Raw genomic sequence first — 26,288 nt, 5'->3', positions numbered from 1 at the left:
AATCGTTAACTCAGACATCCAATTTCGGACGCGTCGCTAAAGACCGAAGGGAAAGCTCATTAACACCTATTTCCCACAATGCGTCGCATCCGCCCCACATGGGGCAACAATCAAGCTAAAATGTGGCAAAAAAAAGACCGGGTATCAAGTGGAGCTCGGATACGCCCAAGAGAATCTAAGCCACTGCACTCAAAATTAAAAACAGTTCCAGAAGCAAGCGGTTATTGCCCATAAAATGGAAACAGTTTTCGCGTCAAAATGGTGATTCCTGTAAGGCGTCAGGTCCTGTCGCGCCAACGATTCACGATAGGATACCTGCGATCCAGCCAGAATGCCCGCTTGGTCAAACGTGTCCCCGGGGCGGACTGAAACCGTTTATATTCGCTGATATAGACCAAATGTTCGATCCGGCGCGCAACGGCTTCTTCGAACCCGGCGGCCACGCAATCCGCGATCGACCCATCCTGATCAACCAATATATCCAGAATGGCGTCCAGAACCGGATAATCCGGCAGGCTGTCACTGTCCTTCTGGTCTTCGCGCAACTCGGCACTAGGAGGTTTGTCGATGACCGAGGGTCGGATGACTTCACCCTCAGGGCCTTTCATCCAGCCGCGATGATTGGCATTGCGCCAGCGGCAAGTCTCGAACACGCGGGTTTTGTACAGGTCTTTGATTGGATTATAACCACCGTTCATATCCCCATAGATCGTGGCATATCCAACGGCGACTTCGGATTTGTTGCCTGTGGTCAGCAGCATCTCGCCGAACTTGTTCGACAGGGCCATCAGCAACAGCCCCCGCAGGCGGGACTGGATGTTTTCTTCGGTCAGATCTTCGTCTCGCCCGGCAAACAATGGGGCAAGCGTATCCGTGATCGCCGCGCGCCCCTGTGCAATAGGGACGAAATCATAGTGAACACCCAACGACTTAGCCACCGCTTCGGCATCATCCAAAGAATCCTGGCTGGTATATTCCGATGGCAACATCACGCAGCGAACATTTTCAGCGCCAATCGCATCCACCGCTATTGCCGCGACAAGGGCTGAATCAACGCCGCCAGATAGACCCAGAACACCCTTTTTGAACCCGGTTTTGGCCATGTAATCACGCAGAGACTGGACCATCGCGCGATAATCCTGCTCCCAAGCATCTGGCTGCGGCACAATCTCTTCCGGAATTATGCGCCAACCTGCGTCGCCGCGTTCAAGATCCACATGCGCTATCGCTTCGTCGAACACAGGCATACGGAATGCCAGTTCTCCGCCTGGATTCAACCCGAAGGTCGCCCCGTCAAAGACCTGATCGTCCTGCCCCCCGACCATGTTCAGGTAAATCAGCGGCAATCCGGTCTCAACCACGCGCGCCACCATATGGTTCAGGCGCACATCATATTTGTTTCGGAAATAAGGCGAGCCGTTGGGGATCAACAGAAATTCGGCTCCTGTCTCCTCCAGCGTCTCGGCAACATCCGGATGCCAGCTGTCTTCGCAGATTGGGCTGCCGATCCGAGAGTTGCCAACCGAATAGGGACCGCCCAGCGGGCCGGAATCATACAGGCGCACTTCGTCAAAGACTGTCTCATTCGGCAGGTGATGTTTCAGCACTTTACTGCTGATCCTGCCGTTCTTGAGGATGAGATAGGCGTTATACAGCCGGTCATCTTCGAACCACGGCCCGCCGATCGCAATCGCAGGTCCATCGGCGCAACGTTCCGCAAGCGCCTCAACAGCTTTCATTGCGGCTTTGTGGAACGCGGGCTTAATCACAAGGTCCTGCGTATTATAGCCGGTGATGAACATCTCGGGGAAAGCAACAAGTTGGGCACCGGCCTCACGCGCCTGCTCCCACGCAGAAAAAGCCTTGGCCGCATTGCCTTCCAAATCCCCGACAATGGGATTGAGTTGCGCCAGAGTGATACGGAAACGGTCGGCCATACTGCCCTCTTGCCCTCGTCTGTCCTATTGCCATTTACCAGATCGCACCGCGAGTGAAAGACCAATAAGGCAAAAGCCGTTGCCCTGCCTGCGTCGGTATCCTAGTTTTGCGCAAAAGCACGATGCTCGCGCAGACAGGACCAAACATGAACGTTTTTCGCACTTCAATCGCCGCAGTTGCATTGACCCTGTCAGCGCTGACCGCCTTCGCGCAGAACGATCAGGTAGTCGTGGCCGATGACGAAGTGGGCGGCGTATACGAAGGCACGTTCCTAAATGGCCTGCGGCACGGAACCGGCACCTACCAGTTGCCGGATGGTTTCGAATACGAAGGCGAATGGATCGAAGGCGAAATTCAGGGCCAGGGTATTGCGCGCTATGCTAACGGGTCGATCTATCAGGGCGCCTTTGCCAACGGTCAACCCGAAGGGTTCGGAACGATCGTCTATGCTGATGGTGGCAGCTATGAAGGGGAATGGGCCGATGGCTCGTTCAACGGCCAAGGAGTCGCCGTCTATGCCAACGGAGCGAAATACGAAGGTGGGTTCAAGAATGCCAGGCACCACGGCCAAGGCACTCTGACCGACCCGACCGGAGAGGTGTACGAGGGCGATTGGGTCGACGGGGTCAAGCAGGGCAAAGGCAAGATCACCTCAGCCAAAGGCAACGTGTATGAGGGCGACATCAAAGACGGCAAGCGTCATGGCACAGGCAGCCTGACGCGGCCGGAAGGTATGAGTTATACGGGTGACTGGTCCGAAAATCGCATGACCGGAAAAGGCCGTCTACTGCAAGCCAATGGCGATTTGTATGAAGGCGATTTTTTTGATGGGCGCCGACAGGGCAAAGGCAAGGCAACCTATGCCAGTGGCGCCATCTACGAAGGTGACTATCACGATGATCGCCGCCACGGCAAAGGCCGTTTTCTGGGCACGGATGGGTTCGACTATACCGGTGAGTGGAAAGACGGCCAGATTGAGGGCCTCGGAGAGCTGACCTATCCTGACGGTTCGACCTATGTCGGTGATTTCAGTGCAGACCTGCCCCATGGCAAAGGAATGCACACCTATCCTGATGGCCTGATTTACGACGGCGACTGGATCGCCGGAGTCTTCGAGGGTCAGGGCAAGGCCACTTACCCGAACGGCGCCATCTACGATGGGCAGTTCAAGAACGGTCTGAACCACGGCACCGGTGTTCTGACATTTGCAAACGGGTACAAATATGAAGGCGATTGGGTCGACGGTGCGCGCCAGGGCGAGGGCAAAGCCAGCTTCCCGGACGGAACGACCTACAAGGGCGATTTCAAAGATGGGCAGCGCCACGGGCAAGGATCGATAACCACACCGCGCGGCTTCACCTATACAGGCGGTTGGGTCGAGGGGAAGATCAGCGGCACCGGAACCGCTACCTATGCGACTGGTGACGTGTACGAAGGTGGGTTTTTGGACAACAAACGCCACGGTGACGGCACGATGCGCTATGCAGACGGCAAAGAAGAAACCGGCGTCTGGGAAAACGGTGTTCTGCCGGGTGAAAACACCAGCGAGCCGCAGGAGAGTGCTCCGGCAGACGACAGCGCGACAACGGCAACCAGCCCTGCCTCTGACGGTTAGCGGGTCTCACCACGGCACAGGTTTTCCAGCCCAGTCGAAGAACCCGCCCGTGTCTGCGGGCACAAGTGCCTTGGCGACGCTCAGCAGGTTTCGCGCGGCTTCATCCGATTCAACGGCCGGGTGTCGCCCGACATATTTGCGCGTGAATTCTGTACGCACTGTGCCCGGATGCAGGGCCACACAGATCGCCTGTTTGTGGGTGCGGGCCAGCTCAATCGCGGATGTGCGCACGATCTGATTGGCCGCCGCTTTTGCGGCCCGATAGCTGATCCATCCCCCCAGCCGATTATCTCCGATTGATCCGACGCGGGCGGACAACACCGCCACGACAGATCGCCTTTCCCGTGGCAACAGCCGCGCGGCCTGTGACAGCACAAGGGCCGGGCCAACCGCATTCAGGGCAAACTGGTCCATCATTGCTTGCGCTGAAATTGATCTGATGGACTTCTCTGGCTGTGCACCATTGATTTCCAAAGCACCCGTCGCAACGAAGATCATGTCAAACGGGCATTGCAATGCTTCCAGAGCCGGGCCGACAGCTTCGACATTCGTGAGGTCGAAACCATCAGCAGAACGCGACAAGGTGGCTACGTCTACGGATTGCATGGTCAACAGCCTTTGCAGCGCGGCACCGATACCACCCGAGGCACCTATGATGAGAGCTTTCTCCATTCCGGATCAACTAGCGGTCTTCACTCGGCAATCAACCGTCACGATTCGTGCAGGTTTTGACGTCTGCATGAAATTCCTACTTTTCATTCCCCGCATGCGCTGTATAAGCTCAACCCCATGATCAACCGCGCAGATATCCTTGTTGCCGACACCGCCCCCTGCGGTGCGTCTCTGCGTGGCCTACTGATCCTAATCCGCCTCTGAGCGTGCCACCCGGCGCGCCCGCTCAGAGGAGGACGCCCGCGCGCCATAGGCTTTAGGACAGAAGAAGAAAGAGAATCCCATGACCAATGTGACCGACCAAGACCGCGTCTTGATCTTTGACACCACTTTGCGCGACGGCGAGCAGAGCCCCGGCGCGACCATGACCCATGCCGAAAAGCTGGAAATCGCGGAACTGCTGGACGAGATGGGTGTCGACATCATCGAGGCCGGTTTCCCGATCGCATCAGAAGGCGACTTCAAAGCCGTCAGCGAGATTGCCGAGCGATCGCAAAACAGCCGCATCTGCGGGTTGGCCCGTGCGAATTTCGCTGATATCGACCGCTGCTGGGAGGCGATCAAACACGCTGGCAAGAACCGCATCCACACTTTCATCGGCACCTCTCCACTGCACCGTGCCATTCCGAACCTGACCATGGACGAGATGGCCGACAAGATCCACGAAACCGTCAGCCACGCCCGCAACCTGTGCGAAAATGTACAGTGGTCGCCGATGGATGCGACCCGGACCGAGTGGGATTATCTGTGCCGTGTGATCGAGATCGCGATCAAGGCCGGTGCCACGACGATCAACATACCCGACACTGTCGGTTACACGGCACCTGTCGAATCCGCTGACCTGATCAAGCGCCTGATCGAAACGGTTCCGGGCGCGGATGAGGTGGTGTTTGCCACCCATTGCCACAACGATCTTGGCATGGCGACGGCGAACTCTCTGGCGGCTGTCGCTGGTGGTGCGCGTCAAATCGAATGCACCATCAATGGCCTTGGCGAGCGTGCGGGCAATACTGCGCTGGAAGAAGTTGTGATGGCGCTGCGCACCCGCAATGACATCATGCCGTGGCACACTGGCATTGATACCACCAAGATCATGCATATTTCGCGCCGGGTTGCGACGGTTGCGGGCTTCCCGGTTCAGTTCAACAAAGCCATTGTCGGCAAGAATGCCTTTGCGCATGAAAGCGGAATCCATCAGGACGGCATGCTGAAGAACCGAGAGAATTTCGAGATCATGCGCCCTGAAGATATCGGCCTGTCGGGCACCTCTTTGCCGCTTGGCAAACACTCGGGCCGGGCTGCGTTGCGCGATAAGCTGGAAACGCTCGGCTTTGAGGTCGGTGACAATCAGCTCAAGGACATCTTCGTGCGGTTCAAGGATCTGGCCGACCGCAAGAAAGAGGTTTTTGACGACGACCTGATCGCGTTGATGAGCCAGGATGATGAGGCCGACGATCGCCTGCAGTTGGTTTCGATGAAAGTCACCTGCGGCACCGGCGGTCAGGCGGAATCGACGGTCGAGCTGGAAGTGGATGGCAAGGACATTGTCGCGACCGAACATGGCGACGGTCCAGTCGATGCCACCTTCAAAGCCGTTCGCCGAATCTATCCCAACACCGCCCGCCTGCAACTGTATCAGGTCCATGCTGTGACCGAGGGTACTGATGCGCAGGCAACCGTATCGGTTCGGCTGGAAGAGGACGGCATGATCGCCACCGGTCAGTCAGCGAATACCGATACGGTCGTGGCATCCGCCAAGGCCTATATCCACGCACTGAACCGCCTGATCATGCGCCGTGAAAAGGCCGGGCCAGGTGCAGACACGCGTGAAATCAGCTACAAGGACCTGACCTGACCGCCAGATGAAACTCCCAAGGGCTCCCGCACCCGCGGGTGCCCGGCTACACCGGACGCCCTTGCGGCTTTGGGCCCGGCAGCGCGCCTGCGGCGCGCTGCCGGGCCCAACACGTTTGACGGCATCTTTAGATGCTGGCAGATGAGGCGGGAGAACCTTGTGGTCCGAAATCAGACTGGCGTCACAGCCCTTTGAACAGCTCTGACAGACGGTCCATTTCATCTTGGATGCCAAAGGGCGCGTTCAGCAGGAACATCCCTGATCCGACCATTCGGTGACCTTCCCGCGCAGGTGCAAACCGGACTTCATGACGGATCGCCTTGGGAAAACCCTGCGCCTTCAACGCGGCAACCATCGGGGCCTGACGTTGATCGGTCAGGATCGGATACCACAGCGCGATGACGCCCACATTCCATTTACGGTGCAGTTTTGAGATCACGCCCGGCAGCCGGTCATAATCCGCCTTCACCTCATAGCTGGGATCGATCATCAGCATCCCGCGCCGCGGCGTTGGCGGCAGCAACGACTGCGCCAGCTCAAACCCGTCCTGTTTGTACTCCTTTGCCCCAAAGGGGGACATGGTCATCGACAATGCCGCGTATTCCTGCGGGTGCAGCTCTGCGAAATGCAGGCTGTCCTGATCCCTCAGCAGGTTGGCCGCGATCAGAGGTGAACCGGCATAGCTGTTTTCTCCGTGCCGTTCATGAACCTTGGCCAGCGCCTGCGACAAAGGATGATCAGACGGAAACCACCCTTCGCGCTGCGCTCGCTTGATACCTACGGCTGCCTCACCTGTGCGCACGGCTTCTGCTGCGTCTAACTGGTACAGGCCACGCCCGGAATGGGTTTCCAGATAGGTTATCGGCTTATCTTTTCGCGTCAGATAGTCCAGTACCCATGCCAAAAGAGCGTGCTTTTGAACATCAGCCAGATTCCCGGCGTGGTAAATGTGTTGATAAGAGAGCATGTTGCCTTCTAAAGTCCCTCTCAATAAGGCGGAAAGGTGCTGAGTTACGCGGAATCAGCCCTTTTACCGGGCGAGATGGCACCCTATAAGACATCCGTCCCGGAACCGTCGAGTCGCGGGCAGTAGAAATTCTGACGAACGGGATCAGTACAACATGGGCATCTTTGGCAATCTGGGCGGCTTGTTCTCAGCGGACATGGCGATCGACCTTGGAACAGCAAATACGCTTGTTTATGTCAAAGGGCGCGGTGTGATCCTGTCGGAACCTTCAGTTGTGGCTTACCACGTCAAGGATGGGGTTAAGAAAGTCCTCGCCGTCGGTGAGGATGCCAAGCTGATGCTGGGCCGAACCCCTGGTTCGATCGAAGCGATCCGCCCCATGCGCGAAGGCGTGATTGCGGATTTCGACACTGCTGAAGAGATGATCAAGCACTTTATTCGTAAGGTGCATAAACGCTCCACCTTCTCAAAGCCCAAAATCATTGTCTGTGTCCCCCATGGTGCTACGCCTGTTGAAAAACGGGCCATTCGCCAATCGGTTATGTCCGCTGGCGCTCGCAGGGCGGGACTGATCGCCGAACCCATCGCTGCGGCTATTGGTGCAGGAATGCCCATCACTGACCCGACCGGCAACATGGTCGTGGATATCGGCGGCGGCACCACCGAGGTTGCCGTTCTGTCGCTGGGCGACATTGTCTATGCCCGTTCGGTCCGCGTTGGCGGAGACCGAATGGATGAGGCGATTATCTCATACTTGCGCCGCCAGCAGAACCTGTTGGTGGGTGAATCCACCGCCGAGCGGATCAAGACCACCATCGGAACCGCCCGTATGCCTGATGACGGGCGCGGCCAGTCGATGCATATCCGTGGCCGCGATCTGTTGAATGGCGTGCCCAAAGAAATCGAAATCAGCCAGGCGCAGGTCGCCGAGGCCCTGTCGGAACCGGTTCAGGCAATCTGCGAAGCCGTTATGACCGCACTTGAAACCACGCCGCCTGATCTGGCCGCAGATATCGTGGACCGCGGCGTCATGCTGACCGGTGGCGGTGCTTTGTTGGGCGATTTGGATTTGGCACTGCGGGAACAGACAGGTCTGGCCGTGTCAATTGCTGATGAAAGCCTGAACTGTGTGGCTTTGGGCACCGGCAAGGCACTGGAATACGAAAAACAGCTGCGCCACGCGATTGACTACGAAAGCTAAGGCGCGCACCCTCTAAAGGGTACATTCGGGCGCGAGCAGCACGGGAAGGAGTCCTGTGGCAAAGGACCGATCACAGCGCGATGAATACACCACCCCGCTCCGCCGTCTGCTGCTGGGGATCGTGGTTCTGTGCCTTCTGGGCATCTTTCTGGTCTGGCGCATTGACAGCCCTCGCGTCGAACGGTTTCGGGCGCAGGTTGTTGACAACGTGGTGCCCTCGATGGATTGGGCGATGGTTCCGGTTACCGCTGCGGTCAATCTGGCACGGGATTTTCAGAGCTATCAACGCCTGAGCGAGCAGAACCAGGAATTGCGCAGCGAGTTGCGTCTGATGCGCGCCTGGAAAGAGGCCGCACTGCAACTTGAGCAGGAAAATGCCCGGCTTCTGGATCTAAACAATGTGCGTCTCGATCCGCGCCTGACCTATATTACCGGGGTCGTCATGGCCGATAGCGGTTCTCCGTTCCGACAGTCGGTTCTGTTGAACGTGGGCGAGCGTGACGGAATCATGGATGGATGGGCCACCATGGACGGGATTGGCGTTGTCGGTCGTATCTCGGGTGTTGGTCCAGATACCGCGCGGGTGATCCTGATGACCGACGCATCCAGCGCGATACCTGCCACGATTCAACCGTCGGGGCAGACCGCTCTGATTGCCGGGGACAACACCGCCGCGCCTGTGGTTGAGTTTCTGGAGAACCGCGAACTGGTGCGCCCGGGCGACAGGGTTGTGACCTCGGGGGATGGCGGCGTTTTCCCTGGCGGCCTGCTGATCGGTCAGATTACTGCTGATCCGGGTGGCCGCCTGCGGGTGCGGCTGTCTGCAGATTTTGAACGGCTCAAATTTCTAAGAGTGCTGCGCTATCAGTCTGCGCCACTTATTCAGGACCCCGGAGGAATTGTCGGCCCACGCCAACCCGAAGCGGCACTGACACCGACGGAGACCGGCGATGGATAGTGCCGCATCCAATCTGTGGCTCAAACGTGGCCTGTATCTGCTGATGGCGCTGCTGGTCTTGTTCCTGCACCTGCTGCCACTGGACACGCAGCCGGATCGCTGGCCGTTTCCGGATTTCCTGATTGCGTTGACCTTTGCCTGGGTTCTGCGGCGCCCCGAATATGTGCCAACCCTGCTGGTCGCCCTGATCATGCTGGCAGCCGACCTTCTGTTTCAACGTCCCCCCGGCTTGCTGGCCGCGCTTGTTGTGTTGGGTACTGCCTATCTTCGGTCCGCAACTCCCGGGTTGCGCGACGCGGGCTTTTTGGGCGAATGGACCACCGTTGCCGTCGTGATCACAGCTGTTTTTTTCCTGAATCGCGTCATTCTTGCTATTCTGTCCGTGCAACAAGCGGCATTGGGGATGGTCGTGGTGCAAGTGGTTCTGACAATCGGGATCTACCCATTGATCGTTCTGCTCAGTCAGAACGGTTTTGGTGTGCGTCGTGTCGCACCTTCTGACCCTGGCCTGTCGGGAGGGCGGTAATGAAACAGCGCAAACCTAAGTCACAGGGCCTCGCCTATAAACGTTTGCCACGCCGTGCGCTGATCCTTGGAGGCCTGCAAGCCGCCTTTATCGGGGGTCTGGCTGCCCGGATGCGGTTTATGCAGGTAGATCAGGCTGACGAATACCGCCTGTTGGCCGAGGAAAACCGGATTAACATCCGCCTTATCCCGCCCACACGTGGTCGAATATACGATCGCAACGGGCAGATCATCGGGCAAAACTCTCCGTCCTACCGTATCGTCATGGTGCGCGAAGATGCAGGAGATGTTGAAGCCGTCATCTCCAAGCTTTCTGAACTGATCCCACTGACCGAGGATGAGATCGAACGCGCCATGACCGAAATGCGCAGATCGGCCCCGTTCCTGCCGGTCACTCTGGCCGATCAAGTCACGTGGGAAGATATCTCGAAAGTTGCCGTCAACGCCCCCGCCCTGCCCGGTGTCACACCCGAGGTCGGGATGACCCGGCAATATCCCAGATATGAGGATTTCGCGCATATCGTCGGCTATGTCGGACCGGTCAGCGATTACGACCTCAGTCAGATAGAAGATCCGGAACCCGTTCTGCGCATTCCCCGTTTTCAGATCGGCAAGGTCGGGCTTGAGGCCAAACAGGAAATCAGCCTGCGCGGCAAAGCAGGCGCCAAACGCGTCGAAGTGAACGCCACCGGCCGCGTGATGCGTGAACTTGACCGTCAAGAAGGTTTGGCCGGGGCCGATTTGCAACTGTCGGTCGATGCCGATCTTCAACAATACGCTCAGGCCCGTTTGGCTGGTGAAAGCGCCGCAGCAGTGGTGATCGACTGTGAGACCGGTGATATCCGCGCCATCAGTTCCGCACCCAGCTTTGATCCCAACCTTTTTGTGCGCGGAATCTCGGTTGCCGATTACCGGGCTCTGACACAAGACAACTATCGCCCGTTGGCCAACAAGACAGTACAGGGCACTTATCCACCCGGCTCGACCTTTAAGATGATCACCGCAATGGCCGCGCTTGAGGCTGGGGTCATCGGTCCTGGAAACACTGTTTACTGCCCCGGCCACTTGAAAGTCGGCAGTCGCCGGTTCCATTGTTGGAAACGCGGCGGGCATGGTACAGTTGATCTTGGTCTGTCTCTGAAACGCAGCTGCGATGTGTATTATTACGACGTTGCCCTGCGCACAGGCATCGACAATATCTCCGACATGGCTCGTATCTTTGGGCTGGGCGTGAAACACGATATCCCGATGTCCGCAGTGGCTGCAGGGCTTGCCCCCAATCAGGCTTGGAAAGAGCGTGTCCACGGCGAAGAATGGCTGGTAGGTGACACTGCCAATGCCTCAATCGGTCAGGGCTTTATGCTGGCCTCACCGCTGCAACTAGCCGTCATGACAGCCCGGATTGCAACTGGGCGTGCGGTCTCGCCACGCCTTGTGCGTTCGGTCAATGGGGTTGAACAACCCTCGGGCGCGGGGGAACCGCTCGCGGTCAATCGGACTAATCTGGAATATGTCCGCAAGGCAATGTTTTCGGTCTCGAACGACCGGCGCGGCACGGCTTATCGCAGCCGTATCATCTCGGATGAGTTCCGTATGGCGGGCAAGACCGGCACCAGCCAAGTCCGCAATATCACCAAGGCAGAACGTGCGGCTGGCGTTATCCGGAACGAAGACCTGCCTTGGGAACGCCGTGACCACGCGCTGTTCGTCAGCTTTGCCCCCTATGACAACCCGAAATACGCCGTAGCCGTCGTGGTGGAACATGGCGGGGGGGGGTCGAAGGCCGCGGCACCAGTTGCACGGGATATCATGCTGCAGGCGCTGTACAACGGTACGCCACCACTCGAAGCCTATCCGGCCGCCGATCGTGAGCGTATCAAGGAACAGCAAAAACGGCTGGAGGGCGACCGCCGCCCCAAAGCGCGTCCGCCCCAGAAGGACCGCGCATGAGCTATCTTGAATATGCCGTCAAATCCACGCCATCGGGGTTCCGCAAGTTCCTGTATATGAACTGGCCCCTGACCCTGCTGCTGATCAGCGTGGCCAGCGCAGGGTTCCTGATGCTGTACTCGGTGGCGGGTGGATCATGGACCCCTTGGGCCGAACCTCAGATGGAACGCTTTGGGTTGGGCTTGACCGCGATGTTCATTGTGGCACTGGTCCCGATCTGGTTCTGGCGAAATATGTCGGTTCTGGCTTATCTGGCCTCGATCGCTCTACTTGTGGTGGTCGAGTTGTTCGGAACAGTTGGCATGGGCGCGCAACGCTGGATCGACCTGGGGTTCATGCGCCTGCAGCCATCAGAGGTGATGAAAGTAGCACTGGTGATGGTGCTTGCGGCCTATTACGACTGGCTCCCATCGCATAAAACGTCACACCCCCTTTGGGTTCTGATCCCTGTCATCCTGATCCTGATCCCCACCTTCATGGTGTTGCGTCAGCCAGATCTTGGCACCTCAATCCTGCTGCTGGCGGCGGGGGGAGGCCTGATGTTTCTTGCCGGCGTTCACTGGGCCTATTTCGCTGCGGTTATCGCCGCGGGTGTCGGTCTGATCGCCACGGTCTTCAACAGCCGCGGAACCGAGTGGCAGTTGCTCAAGGATTACCAGTTCCGCCGCATCGACACCTTTCTTGATCCCTCCACCGATCCGCTGGGCGCGGGGTATCACATCACCCAGTCCAAGATCGCGCTGGGGTCCGGAGGCTGGAACGGGCGCGGGTTCATGCAGGGCACACAATCGCGCCTGAACTTCCTGCCCGAGAAACACACAGATTTCATCTTTACGACGCTGGCCGAAGAATTCGGATTTGTCGGCGGCATCACCCTGCTGGTTCTCTATGGGCTGATCCTGATCTTCTGCCTGGTTACGGCCCTGACAACCAAAGACAGGTTTTCCTCTTTGGTCACGCTGGGTATCGCACTGAACTTCTTCCTATTCTTTGCCGTGAACATGTCGATGGTCATGGGCTTGGCCCCAGTCGTAGGAGTTCCCCTGCCGATGGTCAGCTATGGCGGTTCGGCCATGCTGGTTTTGATGGCAGCTTTCGGCATCGTCCAAAGTGCCCATATTCACCGCCCCCGCTGATCCGAAAGGCCTGTTATGACTGCAAACATCCTGTTCTCGGCACGCCCCGAACTATGGCCCGTGTATCAACCTTTGATGACACAATACCTGACTAATGCCGGGGTCGCGTTTCAGCTAGGCACCAAGTTTGAACCAGATCAGGTGGATTACGTCGTCTATGCGCCCAATAGCGGCTTACGGGATTTTGCACCTTACACCCGCCTCAAGGCCGTGCTCAGCCTTTGGGCTGGGATCGAAAGCATCGTCGAGAATGACACTCTGACCGTGCCGCTGGCGCGAATGGTGGACCACGGGTTGACGCAGGGAATGACCGAATGGGTCGTCGGTCACGTGCTGCGCTATCATCTGGGTATGGACCGGCACATCACGGTTCAGGATGGGGTTTGGGCCCCAGATCCACCACCGCTGGCCCCGGACAGAACCGTCTGCATCCTGGGCCTTGGCGCATTGGGAGAGGCCGCAGCCCGCGCGCTGTCTGTACTGAAGTTCAACGTTACCGGCTGGAGCCGCTCGGCCAAGGCCATCCCCGGGGTCACCTGCTTTCACGGTGAGGATGGGTTGCGTGCGGCACTGACACAGGCCGAGATCGCGGTTTTATTGCTGCCCGATACGCCTGCCACGGAAAACACACTGAACGCCGAAACCCTGTCCCTGATGCCCAAGGGTGCGCATATCATCAACCCGGGCCGAGGACCGCTGATCGACGATTTAGCCTTGCTGGCAGCTCTGGATACGGGCCAGATCGGTCACGCAACGCTGGATGTTTTCCGGGTCGAACCGCTGCCTGCGAACCACCCGTATTGGACGCATCCAAACGTCACGGTGACGCCTCACATTGCCTCTGAAACCCGCCCCGTTACATCGGCGCAGGTGATCAGTGATAATATTCGCAGAGGTGAGGCGGGCGAGCCTTTTCTGCACCTCGTTGACCGCGAATTGGGATATTAGGCTGCGATAAGGCCGCGCCCCTTCAGCAGGGCCTCGACCCCCGGCAAACGACCGCGGAAGGCCAGATATAGTTCTTCGGCTTCGCGGGAACCGCCGGTGGACAGGATATTTTCCTCCAGCGCTTTTGCGCGTTCGGAATCAAAGGCGCCCCCCGCCTCTTCGAACGCGGCGAAGGCGTCTGAATCCATGACCTCGGACCACATATAGCTGTAATAGCCAGCGCTATAGCCGTCACCAGCAAACACATGCGCAAAATGCGGCGTGGCATGGCGCATCCCGATTGCCGCGGGCATTCCCAGATCCGCCAGAACTTCTGCCTGTCTCGCCATCGGCTCGTCGGGCGCTGCGCCCTCATGAAAGGCCAGATCAACCAGCGCCGAGGCCACATATTCTACAGTCTGGAACCCCTGATCGAAATTGGCGGCCTTGAGCACTTTCTTTAGCATCTCCTGCGGCATCGGCGCGCCGGTTTCGGCATGAGTGGCGAATTCGGCCAGAACCTCTGGGACTTCAAGCCAGTGTTCGTATAGCTGGCTGGGCAGCTCGACAAAGTCGCGCGCAACGGAGGTGCCCGAGATGCTTTCATAGGTCACGTTCGACAGCATCTGGTGCAACGCATGGCCGAATTCATGGAACAAAGTCCGAGCGTCGTCGTAAGACAGCAGCGCCGGATCACCCTTGGCGAAATTACAGACGTTGATCACGACCGGAGTCTGCACCTTGGGAAACTTTGCCTGCCCGCGCATCGCGCTGCACCAAGCGCCTGACCGTTTGGAGCCGCGTGCAAAGTAATCCCCAATGAACACCGCGATATGTTGCCCGTTCCGTGTCACCTCCCAGGCCCGGCAGTCCGGATGGTACAGCGGTATGTCCAACTGCTTGAATTCCAGCCCGAACAAACGGTTCGCGCAGGCAAAAGAGGCCTCGATCATGCGATCCAACTGCAGGTACGGTTTCAGCGCCGCCTCATCGAGATCGTGTTCAGCCTTGCGGCGTTTCTCGGCGTAGTAACGCCAGTCCCACGCTTCCAAGGGCCCATTGACCCCATCATTCTGCATCATCTGCGTCAGGATTTCGGCATCAGCATTGGCGCGCGTTTTGGCAGGCTCCCAAACCTGCATCAGCAGATCACGGACGCGGTCGGGCGTGCGGGCCATTTCGGTTTCCAGTTTGAAATCGGCAAAGCTTTCATAGCCCAGCAGCTTTGCACGTTCCTGACGCAACTGCAGGATTTCGGCGGCAATTTCCCGGTTGTCAGTCTCGCCGCCATTTGCCCCCCGGGCAGTCCATGCGCGATAGGCTTTCTGGCGCAAATCCCGGCGCGGTGAAAACTGCAGAAACGGTACGATCAGTGACCGGGACAGGGTGACAACCGGTCCTTTTGCACCCTTTTCCTCACCCGCTGCCCGGGCAGAATTGACCACAAAATCAGGAAGCCCCTGTAGGTCATCTTCGGACAATTCCATGAACCAATCGCGCTCATCGGCAAGAAGGTTCTGGGTGAAGGACGTCCCCAGCGAGGCAAGCCGCGCTTTGATCTCTTGCATCCGCGTGTCTTCGTTTCCCTCAAGCGCCGCACCAGCGCGCACAAACCCGCGATGCGACAGCATCAGAACGCGTGCCTGCTCATCCGTCAGGCCCAGTTCATCCTTGCGCGCCCACAGATCGGCAACCCGCTGAAACAACGCCTTGTTGGACGAAATCCCCGAGAAATGCGCGGCCAGCTTGGGTGAAAATTCGCGCTGCAACTCCTCACGCAAGGGATTGCTGTCTGCGCCCGCGACCGTGAAGAATACCGACAGAACCTTGTCCATCATCTCTCCTGCAGCTTCCAGCGCTTCGACCGTGTTGGCAAAAGTCGGGGCCTCCGGGTTAGAGGCAATCGTGCCAATCTCAGCGTTATGGGCCTGCATGGCCGCGTCCAGGGCCGGGGCGAAATCCGTGTCGGATATCGTGTCGAACGGTGCAATTTCGAACGCGCTGGTCCAGGCGGACAGAATCGGGTTGGTCATTGAAGTCTCCTTTGTCCCCTACCTAAGAACGACGGCGCGTTCGATCCAGAGCAGGGGGGTTATCCTTTGCCACAAACGGGGCAATCTGCACGGCGAGGCAGTGTAATCTTGCGGCTTTCGCCATAGAGAGCGTCGTAAATCAGCATCTCACCCATCAGTGCCAGACCCGCCCCGGTGATCACCTTGATCGCCTCAACAGCCATCATCGAACCGACGACGCCAGGCAAGGGGCCGATCACCCCAGCCTCGGCGCAGGACGGGGCCAGACCTGGAGCCGGAGCCTCGGGGAAAATGCACTGATAACAAGGCGCATCGTTGGCCGGGTCGAAAACGCTGAGCTGGCCTTCCCATTGCGACAGAGCCCCCGAAATCAGCGGCTTGCCCAACGCGACCGCCGTGCGATTGGCCAAATAGCGCGTGTCGAAATTATCAGTTCCGTCCAGGATGACGTCAAAATCGGAAAATAGCTCGGTGGCGACCTCTTCGGTCAGTCGGCGGTGATAGGGCAGAACAACCACATTCGGGTTTTGCGCCAGCATGGCCTGCTGGGCCGAAAAAACCTTGGGCATGCCGATATCCGCATCCTGGTGGATCACCTGACGCTGAAGATTGGCGTTCTCAACCTCATCATCATCAATCACCCCGATCGTGCCGACCCCGGCCGCAGCCAGATACTGCAAAGCGGGCGCCCCAAGCCCCCCGGCGCCGATCACAAGCACGCGGGCCTGCTTCATCTTTTTCTGCCCTGGCCCACCAATTTCGCGCAACACGATATGGCGGGCATAGCGGTCAAGCTCGGTCTCGGAGAATTTGTCTGAGGGCATGGCTGGCTCCTTGTTCGAGGCCGGCGCCGCGCGTTTTCGCAGCGCTTTCAGTCCCTTTCCATAGATCAGAACCAGAACCGCCGTACCAACCAAAATCAACCAGGTCGCAGCAGAACCACCCGTGGCCTGACGCAGGGGGTTACCAAGGGGCAAAACCAGCTGTGCCGAGATTACCCCCAGCAACAACACCCCAACCGAAATCATCCGTGCATTGCGTGACACGCCAGCCAGATAGCCGAGCCCCCAAAGCGCTGCGGCGATGATCAGGACAAGTAACATCAGCCGCGCCCGGTCGAACCGAACCCGCCTGCACCGCGGTCAGTATCGCTGAGTGTATCCGTGGCCTCGAATGACGCCTGCACCACCGGGGCGACGACCAGTTGGGCGATACGTTCCCCATGGGTGATTTCAAAGCTCTCCTGCCCAGCGTTCAACAGGATCACCCCCAGAGGGCCGCGATAGTCGCTGTCGATCGTACCCGGCGTATTGGGCAGCGTGATCCCGTATTTCAGCGCAAGGCCCGAGCGGGGCCGGACCTGCACCTCATACCCTTTTGGGATTTCAATCCGCAGTCCGGTGGGAACCAGAGCCCGCTGACCGGGCAGCAGCGTGATCGGCGTCTTGTCCGGGAAGTTTGCACGCACATCCGCGCCTGCCGCTCCGGTGGTTTCATAAGATGGCAAGGGCACCGAAGGGTCGGCCCCGTCCTCACGGATCACACGAATTGCTACCATCGGATATCCTCTTGTCTAACCGGCCAGCGCGTCGGAAATCTTGTGTGCCAGTCTTTCTGCCACTGCGTCTTTGCCCATACGTGGCCATTCCTCAGCCCCATCATCGGAGATCAGGATCACCGCGTTTTCTGCGCCCCCCATGATCCCGGTCCCCGGGCTGACATCATTCGCAATGATCCAGTCGCACCCTTTGCGGTCGCGTTTGGCGGTCGCATGTTCGATCACATTGTCCGTTTCCGCGGCAAAGCCAACAACTAGCGCGGGGCGTCCATCGTCCAGCTTGGCGACCCGCTTCAGAATGTCCGGGTTTTCAGCAAAATCCAGCGCCGGAAGACCGTCGCGTGTCTTTTTCAGCTTGCGGTCCGACGCGCTGGCCACCCGCCAATCCGCCACGGCGGCGGCAAATACCCCGGCATCGACAGGCAAGGCTGAATCCACCGCGTCTGACATCTGCTGGGCTGTTTCAACCCGCACAACCTCGACCCCATCGGGTGCAGGAACCTCGGCAGGTCCGGTTACAAACACAACCTCTGCACCCAACGCAGACAGAGCACGTGCAATCGCTGTGCCCTGCGCCCCGGATGAGCGGTTCGCGATATAGCGCACCGGGTCAATCGGCTCGTGCGTGGGACCCGAGGTCACAAGAATGCGTTTACCGCTGAGCGGTCCGCTGCCCAGCGATGCCTCAATCGCGGCGACGATCTCAAGCGGTTCCGACATGCGGCCCGGACCATATTCGCCACAGGCCATGTCGCCTTCGTTCGGCCCGACAAAACGAATGCCGTCCGCCTGCAACTGTTCAAAATTACGACGCGTCGCCGGGTGATCCCACATACGGACATTCATCGCAGGCGCACACAGAACCGGTGTGTCAGTCGCCATCAATAGGGTCGAGGCCAGATCATTCGCCAACCCACCTGCCATTTTGCCCATTAAATCCGCAGTCGCCGGAGCGATCACGACAAGATCCGCAGATCGGGACAGCTGGATATGCCCCATCTCGGCCTCATCGGTCAGATCGAACAGATCGCGATAGGCCTTCTCGCCGGCCAGCGCGGCAACAGACAGAGGTGTCACGAATTCTTCTGCTGCGCGGGTCAGGACCGGCGTAACGGCGGCGCCGCGTTCCTTCAGTCGCCGGATCAGATCCAGTGACTTATAGGCAGCAATACCGCCACCAATGATCAGCAGAATCCGTTTCGATGCCAGCATGTTGTGCCCTTCCCGTCTCGGTCGGCCCCGACATTAGGCAAGCGCGCCCGACAGTTCCAGCGGTTAATTCTGCGGTTGAAAGGCCAGGCAGGGGTCTTCTCGGTCCACGGTGGGGCTGTCGATGACTGCATCATAGTCCCCTTGGATCGTACCGTCTTCAGACTGACCCAGGACATACACTTTAAGACCCGGACGCAGACGCGACAGGAATGTCGGAATACCGCGGTCCTTTCGCGCATGGCCATTTCCGGTGATAACTGCAACCGGGCCACCAGTTTCGTCAACGGCACGCAATATGGCCCGTGCCAGCACCGCATCGCGCAACCTTTGGATCGCAACCAGCTGCGGCAGAGCGCTTTCCGGCAGCGCATCGCAATGCGCCGCCATCTGGTCAGCCTCGCGCGCCGCCTGTTCCGCCTTTGACAGAGGAACGGTCAACCCAAACCGCGCTGCGTCAGCGCCCAGCGCAGTTGCAGCGCCACGTTCCATCGCTGTACGCGCTGCCTTACGCGGGACCATTGCGCCATAGACCGGCGCATCCGTGGCCTGAAAGATCGGGTAATACAGGCTGAGAGGGGGCCAGCCGGATTCCGCCCAACGCAGGATGCGTGACAGTTCTTCGGGATCGGACGCCGCTTTTTGCGCCAGGCGCTGTGCGCCTTCCTCGGTGACCATTTCCCAGACCACGGCGGAGGGGTCGATCAATGTAATCGCCTGTTCCTGAACCAGATGATGGCGAGGATTGTCATGGGTTTCGCCCAACAAAACAACGTCTGCCATTCGCATCGCGGCCGTAACATCGTCAGGGATCAGGTCATCGGCATGACCGGACCCAGCCATAACCATCAGCGTACACATCAGAATCGCAATCTGTTTCATGCGATGAAGTGTTGCACCTCGCGCGATTGAGCTTCAAGGTTCTTACGCATTTTTACAAAAGCCGCGGCTTCAAGCTGACGCACCCTCTCTTTCGACAGGCCCAGTTCCTGACCCAGGCTTTCCAGTGTGCGCACCGGTTCACGCAGCTTGCGTTCGCGCACGATGAAGCGCTCTCGGTCGTTGAGGGCCTGCATCGCCATCACCAACCATTCGCGCAACTGTTCGGTGTCGTGCTTGTTTTCAACGGTTTCAGCGGCCTGTTCCCGTTCATCCTCTAACGCGTCGATCCATTCGCGCCCGTCTTCATCCGTGGATTGCACAGCGTTCAACGAGAAATCCGACCCTGCCAGCCGGCCTTGCATCATCTCAACGTCGCGCAACGGAACACCGATCTCGGCTGCTATCATCTGGTGCAACTGGTGACGGTCCAGCGCCATCCCATCAGTGGCCGCTTCGCGTTCAAGCCGGGCCTGGACGCGACGCATGTTGAAAAACAGGGATTTCTGGGCAGAGGTGGACCCGGTCCGAACCATTGACCAGTTTCGCATTACATAGTCCTGGATACTCGCCTTGATCCACCAGACGGCATAGGTCGAGAACCGAACCCCGCGATCCGGGTCAAATTTGTCAGCGGCCTTCATCAGACCCAATCCGGCCTCTTGGATCAGATCGTTCATCGGCGCGCCATAACGTTTGAACTTGGCCGCCATCGAAATTGCCAACCGCATATAGGCCGTGATCAACCGGTGCAGCGCCTTTTCATCACGCTGGTCACGCCAGGCATAGGCCAGCTTCAACTCGGTTTCTGCATCCAGTAACTCGGCCTTCATCGCCCTGCGCGACATCGAGAAATCGTTTGCGCTGTCCAGTGCCATGGAAATCTCCCTTTTTCGCTGGCGCGGCCCGGGCTTGCCTTGCCGACCCATGGTCGATACGCAGAACAACACCAGGTGGATCACTTAAAAGGTAATGATCGTGGGTTCGGATTTAACCTTTGTGCTGGGCGGAGCAGCCTCAGGCAAGTCGGCATTCGCCGAGCAACTTGTTGTTTTATCAGGGAAAAGCCGCGTTTATCTGGCCACATCACAAGTGTTTGATGATGAGATGCGCGATAAGGTTAAGCGCCATGTTTCACAGCGCGGCAGCGGTTGGGAAACGATCGAGGCCCCCTTGGACCTTGGCGCGCCCCTGGCCAAGCTGACCTCGGATCAGGTCTGTCTGATCGACTGCGCGACCATGTGGCTGACCAATCACCTATTGGCGGAACATGATCTGCGGCAGGCCCAGGCTGCACTGCTGTCGGCTCTGCAAGACTGCGCTGCCCCCATCGTCTTCGTCTCGAACGAGGTCGGCTACGGGATCGTGCCGGACAACGCCCTGTCCCGCCAATTCCGCGAGGCGCAGGGCCGCCTGAACATCGCGCTTGCCGCGCAGGCTGATCTGGTGGTTCAGGTCACCGCCGGGCTGCCTCTGGTGCTGAAAGGGCAGTTGCCATGACGCGGCTGCACCTTGTCAGGCACGGGCCGACCCATGCCAACACCATGGTCGGCTGGTCCGATCTGCCCGCTGACCTCAGCGATCAGGCCGCCATTGACCGGTTGCACAGCCACCTGCCAGCCGACGGGCTGGTGATCTCATCCGACCTGAGCCGCGCCTCGGACACGGCCTCGGCGATACAGGGCGCGCGACGACGCCTGCCCCACCACCCGGACCTGCGTGAGATCAATTTCGGCAGCTGGGAATTGCGCGGTTTCAAAGAGATCGAGGCAGAAGACCCCGAGCTGACCTTCGCCTATTGGGATAATCCCGGTGATGTCCGCCCGCCAAACGGCGAAAGCTGGAATGAGGTCCGAGCCCGTGTCGACACGGTTATCGACCGGCTGATCACCGACCACACCGGACACGATCTGATCATTGTCGCCCATTTCGGTGTCATCCTGACCCAGGTTCAGCGCGCCATGGATGTGGACGCGCAAGAGGCGTTCAGCCACCGGATCGACAATCTCTCGGTGACAGAAATCACCCATCACGGCGACCGCTGGTCTGTCGGTCGGATCAATCACTGCCCGTGATCGTACCGCGCACAAATCTCTGTTTTACGGATTGAATAGCCTGAGCCATCCTAGGCCCATGACCTATGATTTGTTTATCGGAGACCGCCTGTTTTCCAGTTGGTCCTTGCGTGGCTGGTTGATGCTGGAAAAGTTCGACCTGCCCTATCGAAACCACATGATCGGCCTGTATTCAGGCACCATGGCCGAGGAGATGAAACCCCTGTCCCCGGCACGTCTGGTGCCCGCCTTGCGCCTGCCAGACGGAACCGTGGTTGGCGAAAGCCTCGCCATGGCCGAGACCTTGGCAGAGCGCCACCCCGAGGCCGGATTGTGGCCCAGCGACGCCGCCGCCCGCGCCACTGCGCGCTGGCTTTGCACCGAGATGGTCGCCGGGTTCTCAGCTCTGCGCGGGGAATGCGCGATGCAGCTCCTGCACTGCTGGAAGGGGTTCGAACCCGCGGACGAAACGCTTGCCGACCTGCGCCGGATCGAAACCCTTTGGGATCATGCGCGCCAAGTGTCTGGGGCGAACACCGGCCCTTTGTTCGGTACATATTCTTTGGTGGATGTGTTTTACACGCCCGTTGCCGCGCGGATCATCGGTTATGGGCTGCCTGTTTCGGACGCCAACCGGGACTATTGCCTGACCCTCCTGTCGGATCCGGTTGTCAGGCAGTGGCGTGCGATGGGTCTGACAGTCCAGTACGACCCTTTCCCGTATTCGCTGGACCTTCAATCGGATCCCTGGCCAATCGGCGGGGCATCGTCTGCTGTGGCCGCCCAGAGCGGCCCCTCGGTCAACCAGACCTGCCCCTATTCCGGAGAGCCCGTCACAGATTTTCTGGACCTGGACGGTCAGCGCTGGGGATTCTGCAATCGGTTCTGCCGCGACAAAACCCTCGCCGATCCGGAAGCATGGCCGAAATTCACTCAAATGGTCAGCGCCGTTAACGATTCCTAAACCGGCGGCGTGCCAGTAACGACCTGTTAACCAAGCAGGTCGTTCATGGTCGCTCGTTCTCATACAGTCGCCTTTCAAGGTGTCGACGCCCGCCCGGTCGAGGTGCAATGCGCGGTTTCACCGGGGTTGCCTGCCTTTTCCATCGTCGGCCTGCCTGACAAAGCAGTTTCAGAGGCCCGCGATCGCGTCCGAAGCGCGCTAAGCTCGATGGCCATTGCCCTGCCGTCAAAGCGTATCACTATCAACCTATCCCCCGCTGACCTGCCCAAAGAAGGCAGCCATTTCGACCTGCCCATTGCGGTGGCTCTGCTGTCAGCCCTGGAAATCATTCCCAAGGACGCGGCTGAAGGGGCCGTTTCACTGGGGGAATTGTCACTGGACGGGTCTCTTGTGCCTGTTGTCGGGGCGCTTCCTGCCGCGATGACCGCCGCGGCCGAGGACCGAACCCTGCTGTGCCCTCGGGCCTCCAGCGCCGAGGCGGCTTGGGTTGACGCTACTCAGGTGATCGGCGCTGAATCTTTGGGCGATGTTGTCCGCCACTTCTCGGGCCAAGCCCCTTTGCCCGCTGCCCTGCCCGGCGAGGTCAACCTTTCCCCCAGCACCCGCGACCTGCGCGATGTAAAAGGGCAGGAGCGGGCGAAACGCGCGTTGGAGATTGCCGCCGCAGGGCGGCACCACCTGATGATGATCGGCACGCCGGGGTCCGGGAAATCCATGCTGGCCGCGCGCCTGCCGGGGATATTGCCGCCGCTGACACCGACCGAGGCGCTTGAAACCTCGATGATCCAATCCCTGTGCGGCCTGCTTGACGAAGGCGGCATCAGCCGCACCAGACCGTTTCGCGAGCCGCATCATACGGCATCGATGGCGGCCATTGTTGGTGGAGGGAAAGGAGCCAAACCAGGAGAAATCTCATTGGCCCATAACGGGGTTTTGTTCATGGATGAATTTCCCGAATTCCCACGAACCGTTCTGGAAACCCTGCGCCAACCCATCGAAACCGGAGAGGTCATGATTGCACGTGCCAATGCGCATGTGAAATACCCCTGCCGCTTTATGCTGGTTACCGCCGCCAACCCCTGCAAATGCGGCTACTTGACAGATCCGGCGCGGGCCTGCTCGCGTGCGCCGGTCTGCGGCGAGGATTATCTGGGGCGCATTTCAGGCCCGCTGATAGATCGGTTCGACCTGAGGATCGAGGTGCCTCCGGTCGGGTTCACCGACCTTGACCTGCCTCCATCCGGGGACAGTTCGGCCACGGTTGCCGCGCGTGTCGAGCAGGCGCGTGCGGTTCAAGCGCAAAGATACAATGGAACGTCCGCGCGCCAGAATGCGGATGTTGAGGGCAATGTGCTGGAAGAAATCGCCGCGCCGGATGCCGAAGGAAAAGAGCTGCTGTTGAAAGCGGCCGAGAAATTTGGTTTGTCAGCGCGCGCCTTTCACCGCATCTTGCGGGTCGCGCGCACCATCGCCGATCTGGACGGCGCATCAGATGTCCGAAGACCCCATGTGGCCGAGGCGCTGAGCTTTCGCATCAGCGCCAATATTGCATCTTAAAGCCTGGCTTCGATGGCCTGCCAAATCTTTTCTGCGATGTTCACGCCATCAAACCGTTCCAATTCCTGAATTCCGGTTGGCGAAGTCACGTTAATCTCGGTCAGGTAATCGCCGATTACATCGATACCAACAAAAACCTGCCCTTTTTCCTTCAACAAAGGTCCAATGGCTGCGCAAATCTCAAGATCGCGATCCGTCAGACCAACCTTTTCGGGCCGTCCCCCCACATGCATGTTGGATCGTGTTTCACCTTTGGCGGGAACACGGTTGATTGCACCCACAGCCTGACCGTCCACCAGAATGACCCGTTTGTCGCCATTGCTGACATCGGGCAGGAATTTCTGAACGATCAGAGGTTCGCGCGAAAACCCGGTGAACAATTCGTGCAAAGATGTCAGGTTCCGGTCGTTGCCATCCAACCGGAACACCCCCGCACCGCCATTTCCATAAAGCGGTTTCAGGATAATATCGCCGTGCTTTTCTTTGAACGCCTTAATCGTCTGCAGATCGCGGGCGATGGTTGTCGGTGGCGTCAGATCGGGGAAATCCAGCACCAGGAGTTTTTCGGGATAGTTCCGAACCCAGAACGGATCATTTACCACCAGCGCCTGTCCCTTAAGCCGGTCCAGCAGGTGGGTGGAAGTGATATAGTGCATGTCAAACGGGGGATCCTGACGCAGCCAGACCACGTCGAACTCGGCCAGATCAACCTCGCGCTCGGGCCCCAATTCTGCCGGGTTTCCAGCCAGGCGCTGCACCGTCATATCGTGGCCGCGGGCCGTGATCCGGCCCTCCTGATAAGCCAGTTTGTCAGGGCTGTAGAAGAACAGCGTATGCCTGCGCGCCTGTGCCTCTTCGGCCAGACGGAATGAGCTGTCGGCATTGATATCCACGGCCCCGATCGGGTCCATCTGAAAGGCAATTTTCATGGCGTGTCCCTCAGTTTCACGCCAGATACATGGCCCAGCCAGGCCGGGGGTTCAATGGGGTCAGACCTGATCAAAGGCGTTTTCGATGATTTGCACCGCGCCGAACGCATCCACCAAAGCCGCATCAAACCGAACATTTGTCAGCTGGCCGTTGGGTTCCCCTTCCAGAAATTGGGCAGCCGAGGCACAGATACGGTCCATCTGGCGCCGTTTGATCCGGGCAGCAGCCATCTCAAAGCTTGTGCTTTTCTTGACCTCGACGAAAACCAATCCGTCGCCGTTGCGGACGATCAGATCAATCTCGCCCCCTGCCCCGCGCCAACGGCGATGTGCTATGGAATATCCCCGCCGCTCGTAATCTGCCGCAACCTGCTGTTCCGCCGCCTGACCCGCATGATAAGAAACCGAACTTCGGACAGTGCTGCGTGAGGTCATCTTACCCTTTCCCGAGTTTCAGCGCCTTCTGATAGATCGGTCGACGCGGCAGTTTATACATCTGCGACACCAAATCCGCCGCATCGCGTACTGAATGAGTTTCCAGGGCGCGTATCAAAGCCTCTTCTATGTCTGAATCGTTAACAGTTTCCGAAGCGCCACGGTCTACCAGCAGAACAATTTCGCCTTTGACCGTCTGACTCGCCAATTCTTCTGCCAGCTCTGCCAGCGACCCGCGCCGAACTTCTTCGAATTTCTTGGTTAATTCGCGGCACATCGCGGCCTGCCTGTTTTCCCCTAGAACCTCGGCCAGATCCGACAGACAGGACGCCACACGTTTCGGAGATTCATAAAATACCAACGTCCCAGGCACATCTCGCAGCGTCTCGATCCGCGTCCGGCGCGCGCCTGAGGCATTGGGCAAAAACCCGGCAAAGAAGAAGGCATCCGTCGGCAAACCAGCCAGCGTCAGCGCCATCAGCGCGGCGGAGGGGCCCGGCGCGCAGGTCACCATTTGCCCCGCCTCGGCCGCCTGCCGCCCCAGGTCATAGCCCGGGTCCGCGATCAACGGCATCCCGGCCTCGGACGCATAAGCCACTGATTTCCCCTCTTTCAGCGCGTCCAGGATTTTGCCGCGGGCGCCTGCACCGCTGTGATCGTGATAGGCAAGGATGCGGCGCCCCTCGAGAGGAACGCCGTGAATCTCCATCAACCGACGCAGGCTGCGCGTGTCTTCGGCGGCAATCATGTCCGCCGACGCCAACACGTCTAGCGCCCTGAGCGTAATGTCGCGTGCCGCCCCGATCGGAGTGGCAACAAAATACAGGCCCGTGCCCAATTTGACTTTTTGAAAATTCAAAGCTGGACCCTCACAGCGTGACGTCTATTATCGCGGCGCAAATAATGGCAGCATCCCAAGCCGCCGG

Annotated in this window: 24 protein-coding genes; 12 read left to right on the top strand and 12 right to left on the bottom strand. The window is 58.9% G+C overall.

Annotated elements, in window-relative coordinates; translation table 11 throughout:
• Positions 1 to 278: 278 nt before the first annotated feature.
• Positions 279 to 1,937, bottom strand: coding sequence for an NAD+ synthase (locus AC2FHW_RS06380; protein WP_496821638.1), 1,659 nt, complete (start codon positions 1,935 to 1,937; stop codon positions 279 to 281).
• Positions 1,938 to 2,083: 146 nt separating this feature from the next.
• Between AC2FHW_RS06380 and AC2FHW_RS06375 the strand changes: the two genes are divergently transcribed.
• The gene (locus AC2FHW_RS06375) at positions 2,084 to 3,553 is read left to right on the top strand and encodes an MORN repeat-containing protein (protein WP_271948348.1); all 1,470 of its coding nucleotides are present in this window, start codon (positions 2,084 to 2,086) and stop codon (positions 3,551 to 3,553) included.
• Positions 3,554 to 3,559: 6 nt separating this feature from the next.
• Here the strand turns inward: AC2FHW_RS06375 and AC2FHW_RS06370 are convergent, their stop codons facing one another.
• Positions 3,560 to 4,225: an SDR family NAD(P)-dependent oxidoreductase gene (locus AC2FHW_RS06370; RefSeq protein ID WP_496821635.1), complete on the bottom strand. Its 666-nt coding sequence runs from the start codon at positions 4,223 to 4,225 to the stop codon at positions 3,560 to 3,562.
• A 283-nt stretch (positions 4,226 to 4,508) separates the two neighbouring features.
• Between AC2FHW_RS06370 and AC2FHW_RS06365 the strand changes: the two genes are divergently transcribed.
• A complete protein-coding gene (locus tag AC2FHW_RS06365; RefSeq protein WP_142635603.1) occupies positions 4,509 to 6,080 on the top strand; it encodes a 2-isopropylmalate synthase in 1,572 nt (523 codons plus the stop codon).
• 181 nt (positions 6,081 to 6,261) lie between these two features.
• On the opposite strand, the gene rlmJ is transcribed toward AC2FHW_RS06365, so the two are convergent.
• A complete protein-coding gene (rlmJ, locus tag AC2FHW_RS06360; RefSeq protein ID WP_271948350.1) occupies positions 6,262 to 7,047 on the bottom strand; it encodes a 23S rRNA (adenine(2030)-N(6))-methyltransferase RlmJ in 786 nt (261 codons plus the stop codon).
• Between the two features lie 154 nt (positions 7,048 to 7,201).
• Here rlmJ and AC2FHW_RS06355 point away from each other — a divergent pair, with 154 nt between their 5' ends.
• From AC2FHW_RS06355 to AC2FHW_RS06330, 6 genes are read left to right on the top strand one after another with little or no spacing between them, the layout of a single operon-like run.
• The gene (locus AC2FHW_RS06355) at positions 7,202 to 8,248 is read left to right on the top strand and encodes a rod shape-determining protein (RefSeq protein WP_142635599.1); all 1,047 of its coding nucleotides are present in this window, start codon (positions 7,202 to 7,204) and stop codon (positions 8,246 to 8,248) included.
• 55 nt (positions 8,249 to 8,303) lie between these two features.
• Positions 8,304 to 9,206: a rod shape-determining protein MreC gene (gene mreC, locus AC2FHW_RS06350; protein ID WP_281972515.1), complete on the top strand. Its 903-nt coding sequence runs from the start codon at positions 8,304 to 8,306 to the stop codon at positions 9,204 to 9,206.
• Entirely contained in the window at positions 9,199 to 9,732 is a 534-nt protein-coding gene (locus AC2FHW_RS06345; protein ID WP_496676512.1) for a rod shape-determining protein MreD, read from the top strand. Before mreC ends, AC2FHW_RS06345 begins: the two co-directional genes overlap by 8 nt.
• Positions 9,732 to 11,681 carry a penicillin-binding protein 2 gene (gene mrdA / locus AC2FHW_RS06340; RefSeq protein WP_271948353.1) on the top strand — a complete coding sequence of 650 codons (1,950 nt, stop codon included), beginning with the start codon at positions 9,732 to 9,734 and terminating at the stop codon, positions 11,679 to 11,681. Before AC2FHW_RS06345 ends, mrdA begins: the two co-directional genes overlap by 1 nt.
• Positions 11,678 to 12,817, top strand: coding sequence for a rod shape-determining protein RodA (gene rodA / locus AC2FHW_RS06335; protein ID WP_142635590.1), 1,140 nt, complete (start codon positions 11,678 to 11,680; stop codon positions 12,815 to 12,817). Before mrdA ends, rodA begins: the two co-directional genes overlap by 4 nt.
• Before the next feature lie 15 nt (positions 12,818 to 12,832).
• A complete protein-coding gene (locus AC2FHW_RS06330) occupies positions 12,833 to 13,765 on the top strand; it encodes a 2-hydroxyacid dehydrogenase (RefSeq protein WP_496676517.1) in 933 nt (310 codons plus the stop codon).
• Here the strand turns inward: AC2FHW_RS06330 and AC2FHW_RS06325 are convergent.
• The 6 genes from AC2FHW_RS06325 to AC2FHW_RS06300 form a co-directional block, all read right to left on the bottom strand.
• Positions 13,762 to 15,777 carry a M3 family metallopeptidase gene (locus tag AC2FHW_RS06325; protein ID WP_496676520.1) on the bottom strand — a complete coding sequence of 672 codons (2,016 nt, stop codon included), beginning with the start codon at positions 15,775 to 15,777 and terminating at the stop codon, positions 13,762 to 13,764. The two genes, AC2FHW_RS06330 and AC2FHW_RS06325, sit on opposite strands and share 4 nt — an antisense overlap.
• Before the next feature lie 59 nt (positions 15,778 to 15,836).
• The gene (locus tag AC2FHW_RS06320) at positions 15,837 to 16,880 is read right to left on the bottom strand and encodes a HesA/MoeB/ThiF family protein (RefSeq protein WP_496676523.1); all 1,044 of its coding nucleotides are present in this window, start codon (positions 16,878 to 16,880) and stop codon (positions 15,837 to 15,839) included.
• Entirely contained in the window at positions 16,880 to 17,335 is a 456-nt protein-coding gene (gene dut, locus AC2FHW_RS06315) for a dUTP diphosphatase (protein WP_271948363.1), read from the bottom strand. Before dut ends, AC2FHW_RS06320 begins: the two co-directional genes overlap by 1 nt.
• A 15-nt stretch (positions 17,336 to 17,350) precedes the next feature.
• Positions 17,351 to 18,547 carry a bifunctional phosphopantothenoylcysteine decarboxylase/phosphopantothenate--cysteine ligase CoaBC gene (gene coaBC / locus AC2FHW_RS06310; protein ID WP_496821631.1) on the bottom strand — a complete coding sequence of 399 codons (1,197 nt, stop codon included), beginning with the start codon at positions 18,545 to 18,547 and terminating at the stop codon, positions 17,351 to 17,353.
• Between the two features lie 63 nt (positions 18,548 to 18,610).
• Positions 18,611 to 19,426, bottom strand: a complete 816-nt coding sequence (locus tag AC2FHW_RS06305) for a ChaN family lipoprotein (protein ID WP_271948367.1) — start codon at positions 19,424 to 19,426, stop codon at positions 18,611 to 18,613.
• Entirely contained in the window at positions 19,423 to 20,301 is an 879-nt protein-coding gene (locus AC2FHW_RS06300) for an RNA polymerase factor sigma-32 (RefSeq protein WP_271948369.1), read from the bottom strand. The genes AC2FHW_RS06305 and AC2FHW_RS06300 overlap by 4 nt, the downstream gene beginning before the upstream one ends.
• Positions 20,302 to 20,401: 100 nt before the next feature.
• Between AC2FHW_RS06300 and cobU the strand changes: the two genes are divergently transcribed.
• From cobU to AC2FHW_RS06280, 4 genes are read left to right on the top strand one after another with little or no spacing between them, the layout of a single operon-like run.
• Positions 20,402 to 20,923: a bifunctional adenosylcobinamide kinase/adenosylcobinamide-phosphate guanylyltransferase gene (cobU, locus tag AC2FHW_RS06295; RefSeq protein WP_496821629.1), complete on the top strand. Its 522-nt coding sequence runs from the start codon at positions 20,402 to 20,404 to the stop codon at positions 20,921 to 20,923.
• Positions 20,920 to 21,498 (top strand): histidine phosphatase family protein, encoded by a 579-nt coding sequence (locus tag AC2FHW_RS06290; RefSeq protein ID WP_496821628.1) that lies wholly within the window; start codon positions 20,920 to 20,922, stop codon positions 21,496 to 21,498. Before cobU ends, AC2FHW_RS06290 begins: the two co-directional genes overlap by 4 nt.
• Before the next feature lie 58 nt (positions 21,499 to 21,556).
• A complete protein-coding gene (locus tag AC2FHW_RS06285) occupies positions 21,557 to 22,441 on the top strand; it encodes a glutathione S-transferase N-terminal domain-containing protein (protein ID WP_496821627.1) in 885 nt (294 codons plus the stop codon).
• Between the two features lie 45 nt (positions 22,442 to 22,486).
• Positions 22,487 to 23,998: a YifB family Mg chelatase-like AAA ATPase gene (locus AC2FHW_RS06280; protein ID WP_496821625.1), complete on the top strand. Its 1,512-nt coding sequence runs from the start codon at positions 22,487 to 22,489 to the stop codon at positions 23,996 to 23,998.
• On the opposite strand, the gene gshB is transcribed toward AC2FHW_RS06280, so the two are convergent.
• The 3 genes from gshB to rsmI are packed head-to-tail and all read right to left on the bottom strand — an operon-like array spanning position 23,995 to position 26,221.
• Positions 23,995 to 24,927, bottom strand: a complete 933-nt coding sequence (gene gshB / locus AC2FHW_RS06275; RefSeq protein WP_496821623.1) for a glutathione synthase — start codon at positions 24,925 to 24,927, stop codon at positions 23,995 to 23,997. The two genes, AC2FHW_RS06280 and gshB, sit on opposite strands and share 4 nt — an antisense overlap.
• A 60-nt stretch (positions 24,928 to 24,987) precedes the next feature.
• Positions 24,988 to 25,362, bottom strand: coding sequence for a YraN family protein (locus AC2FHW_RS06270; protein WP_142635564.1), 375 nt, complete (start codon positions 25,360 to 25,362; stop codon positions 24,988 to 24,990).
• Between the two features lies 1 nt (position 25,363).
• Entirely contained in the window at positions 25,364 to 26,221 is an 858-nt protein-coding gene (gene rsmI, locus AC2FHW_RS06265; protein ID WP_142635562.1) for a 16S rRNA (cytidine(1402)-2'-O)-methyltransferase, read from the bottom strand.
• Positions 26,222 to 26,288: the final 67 nt, after the last annotated feature.

The organism is Ruegeria sp. YTSA108, from assembly GCF_059610185.1.
This window is presented reverse-complemented; position numbering and strand designations above follow the sequence as displayed.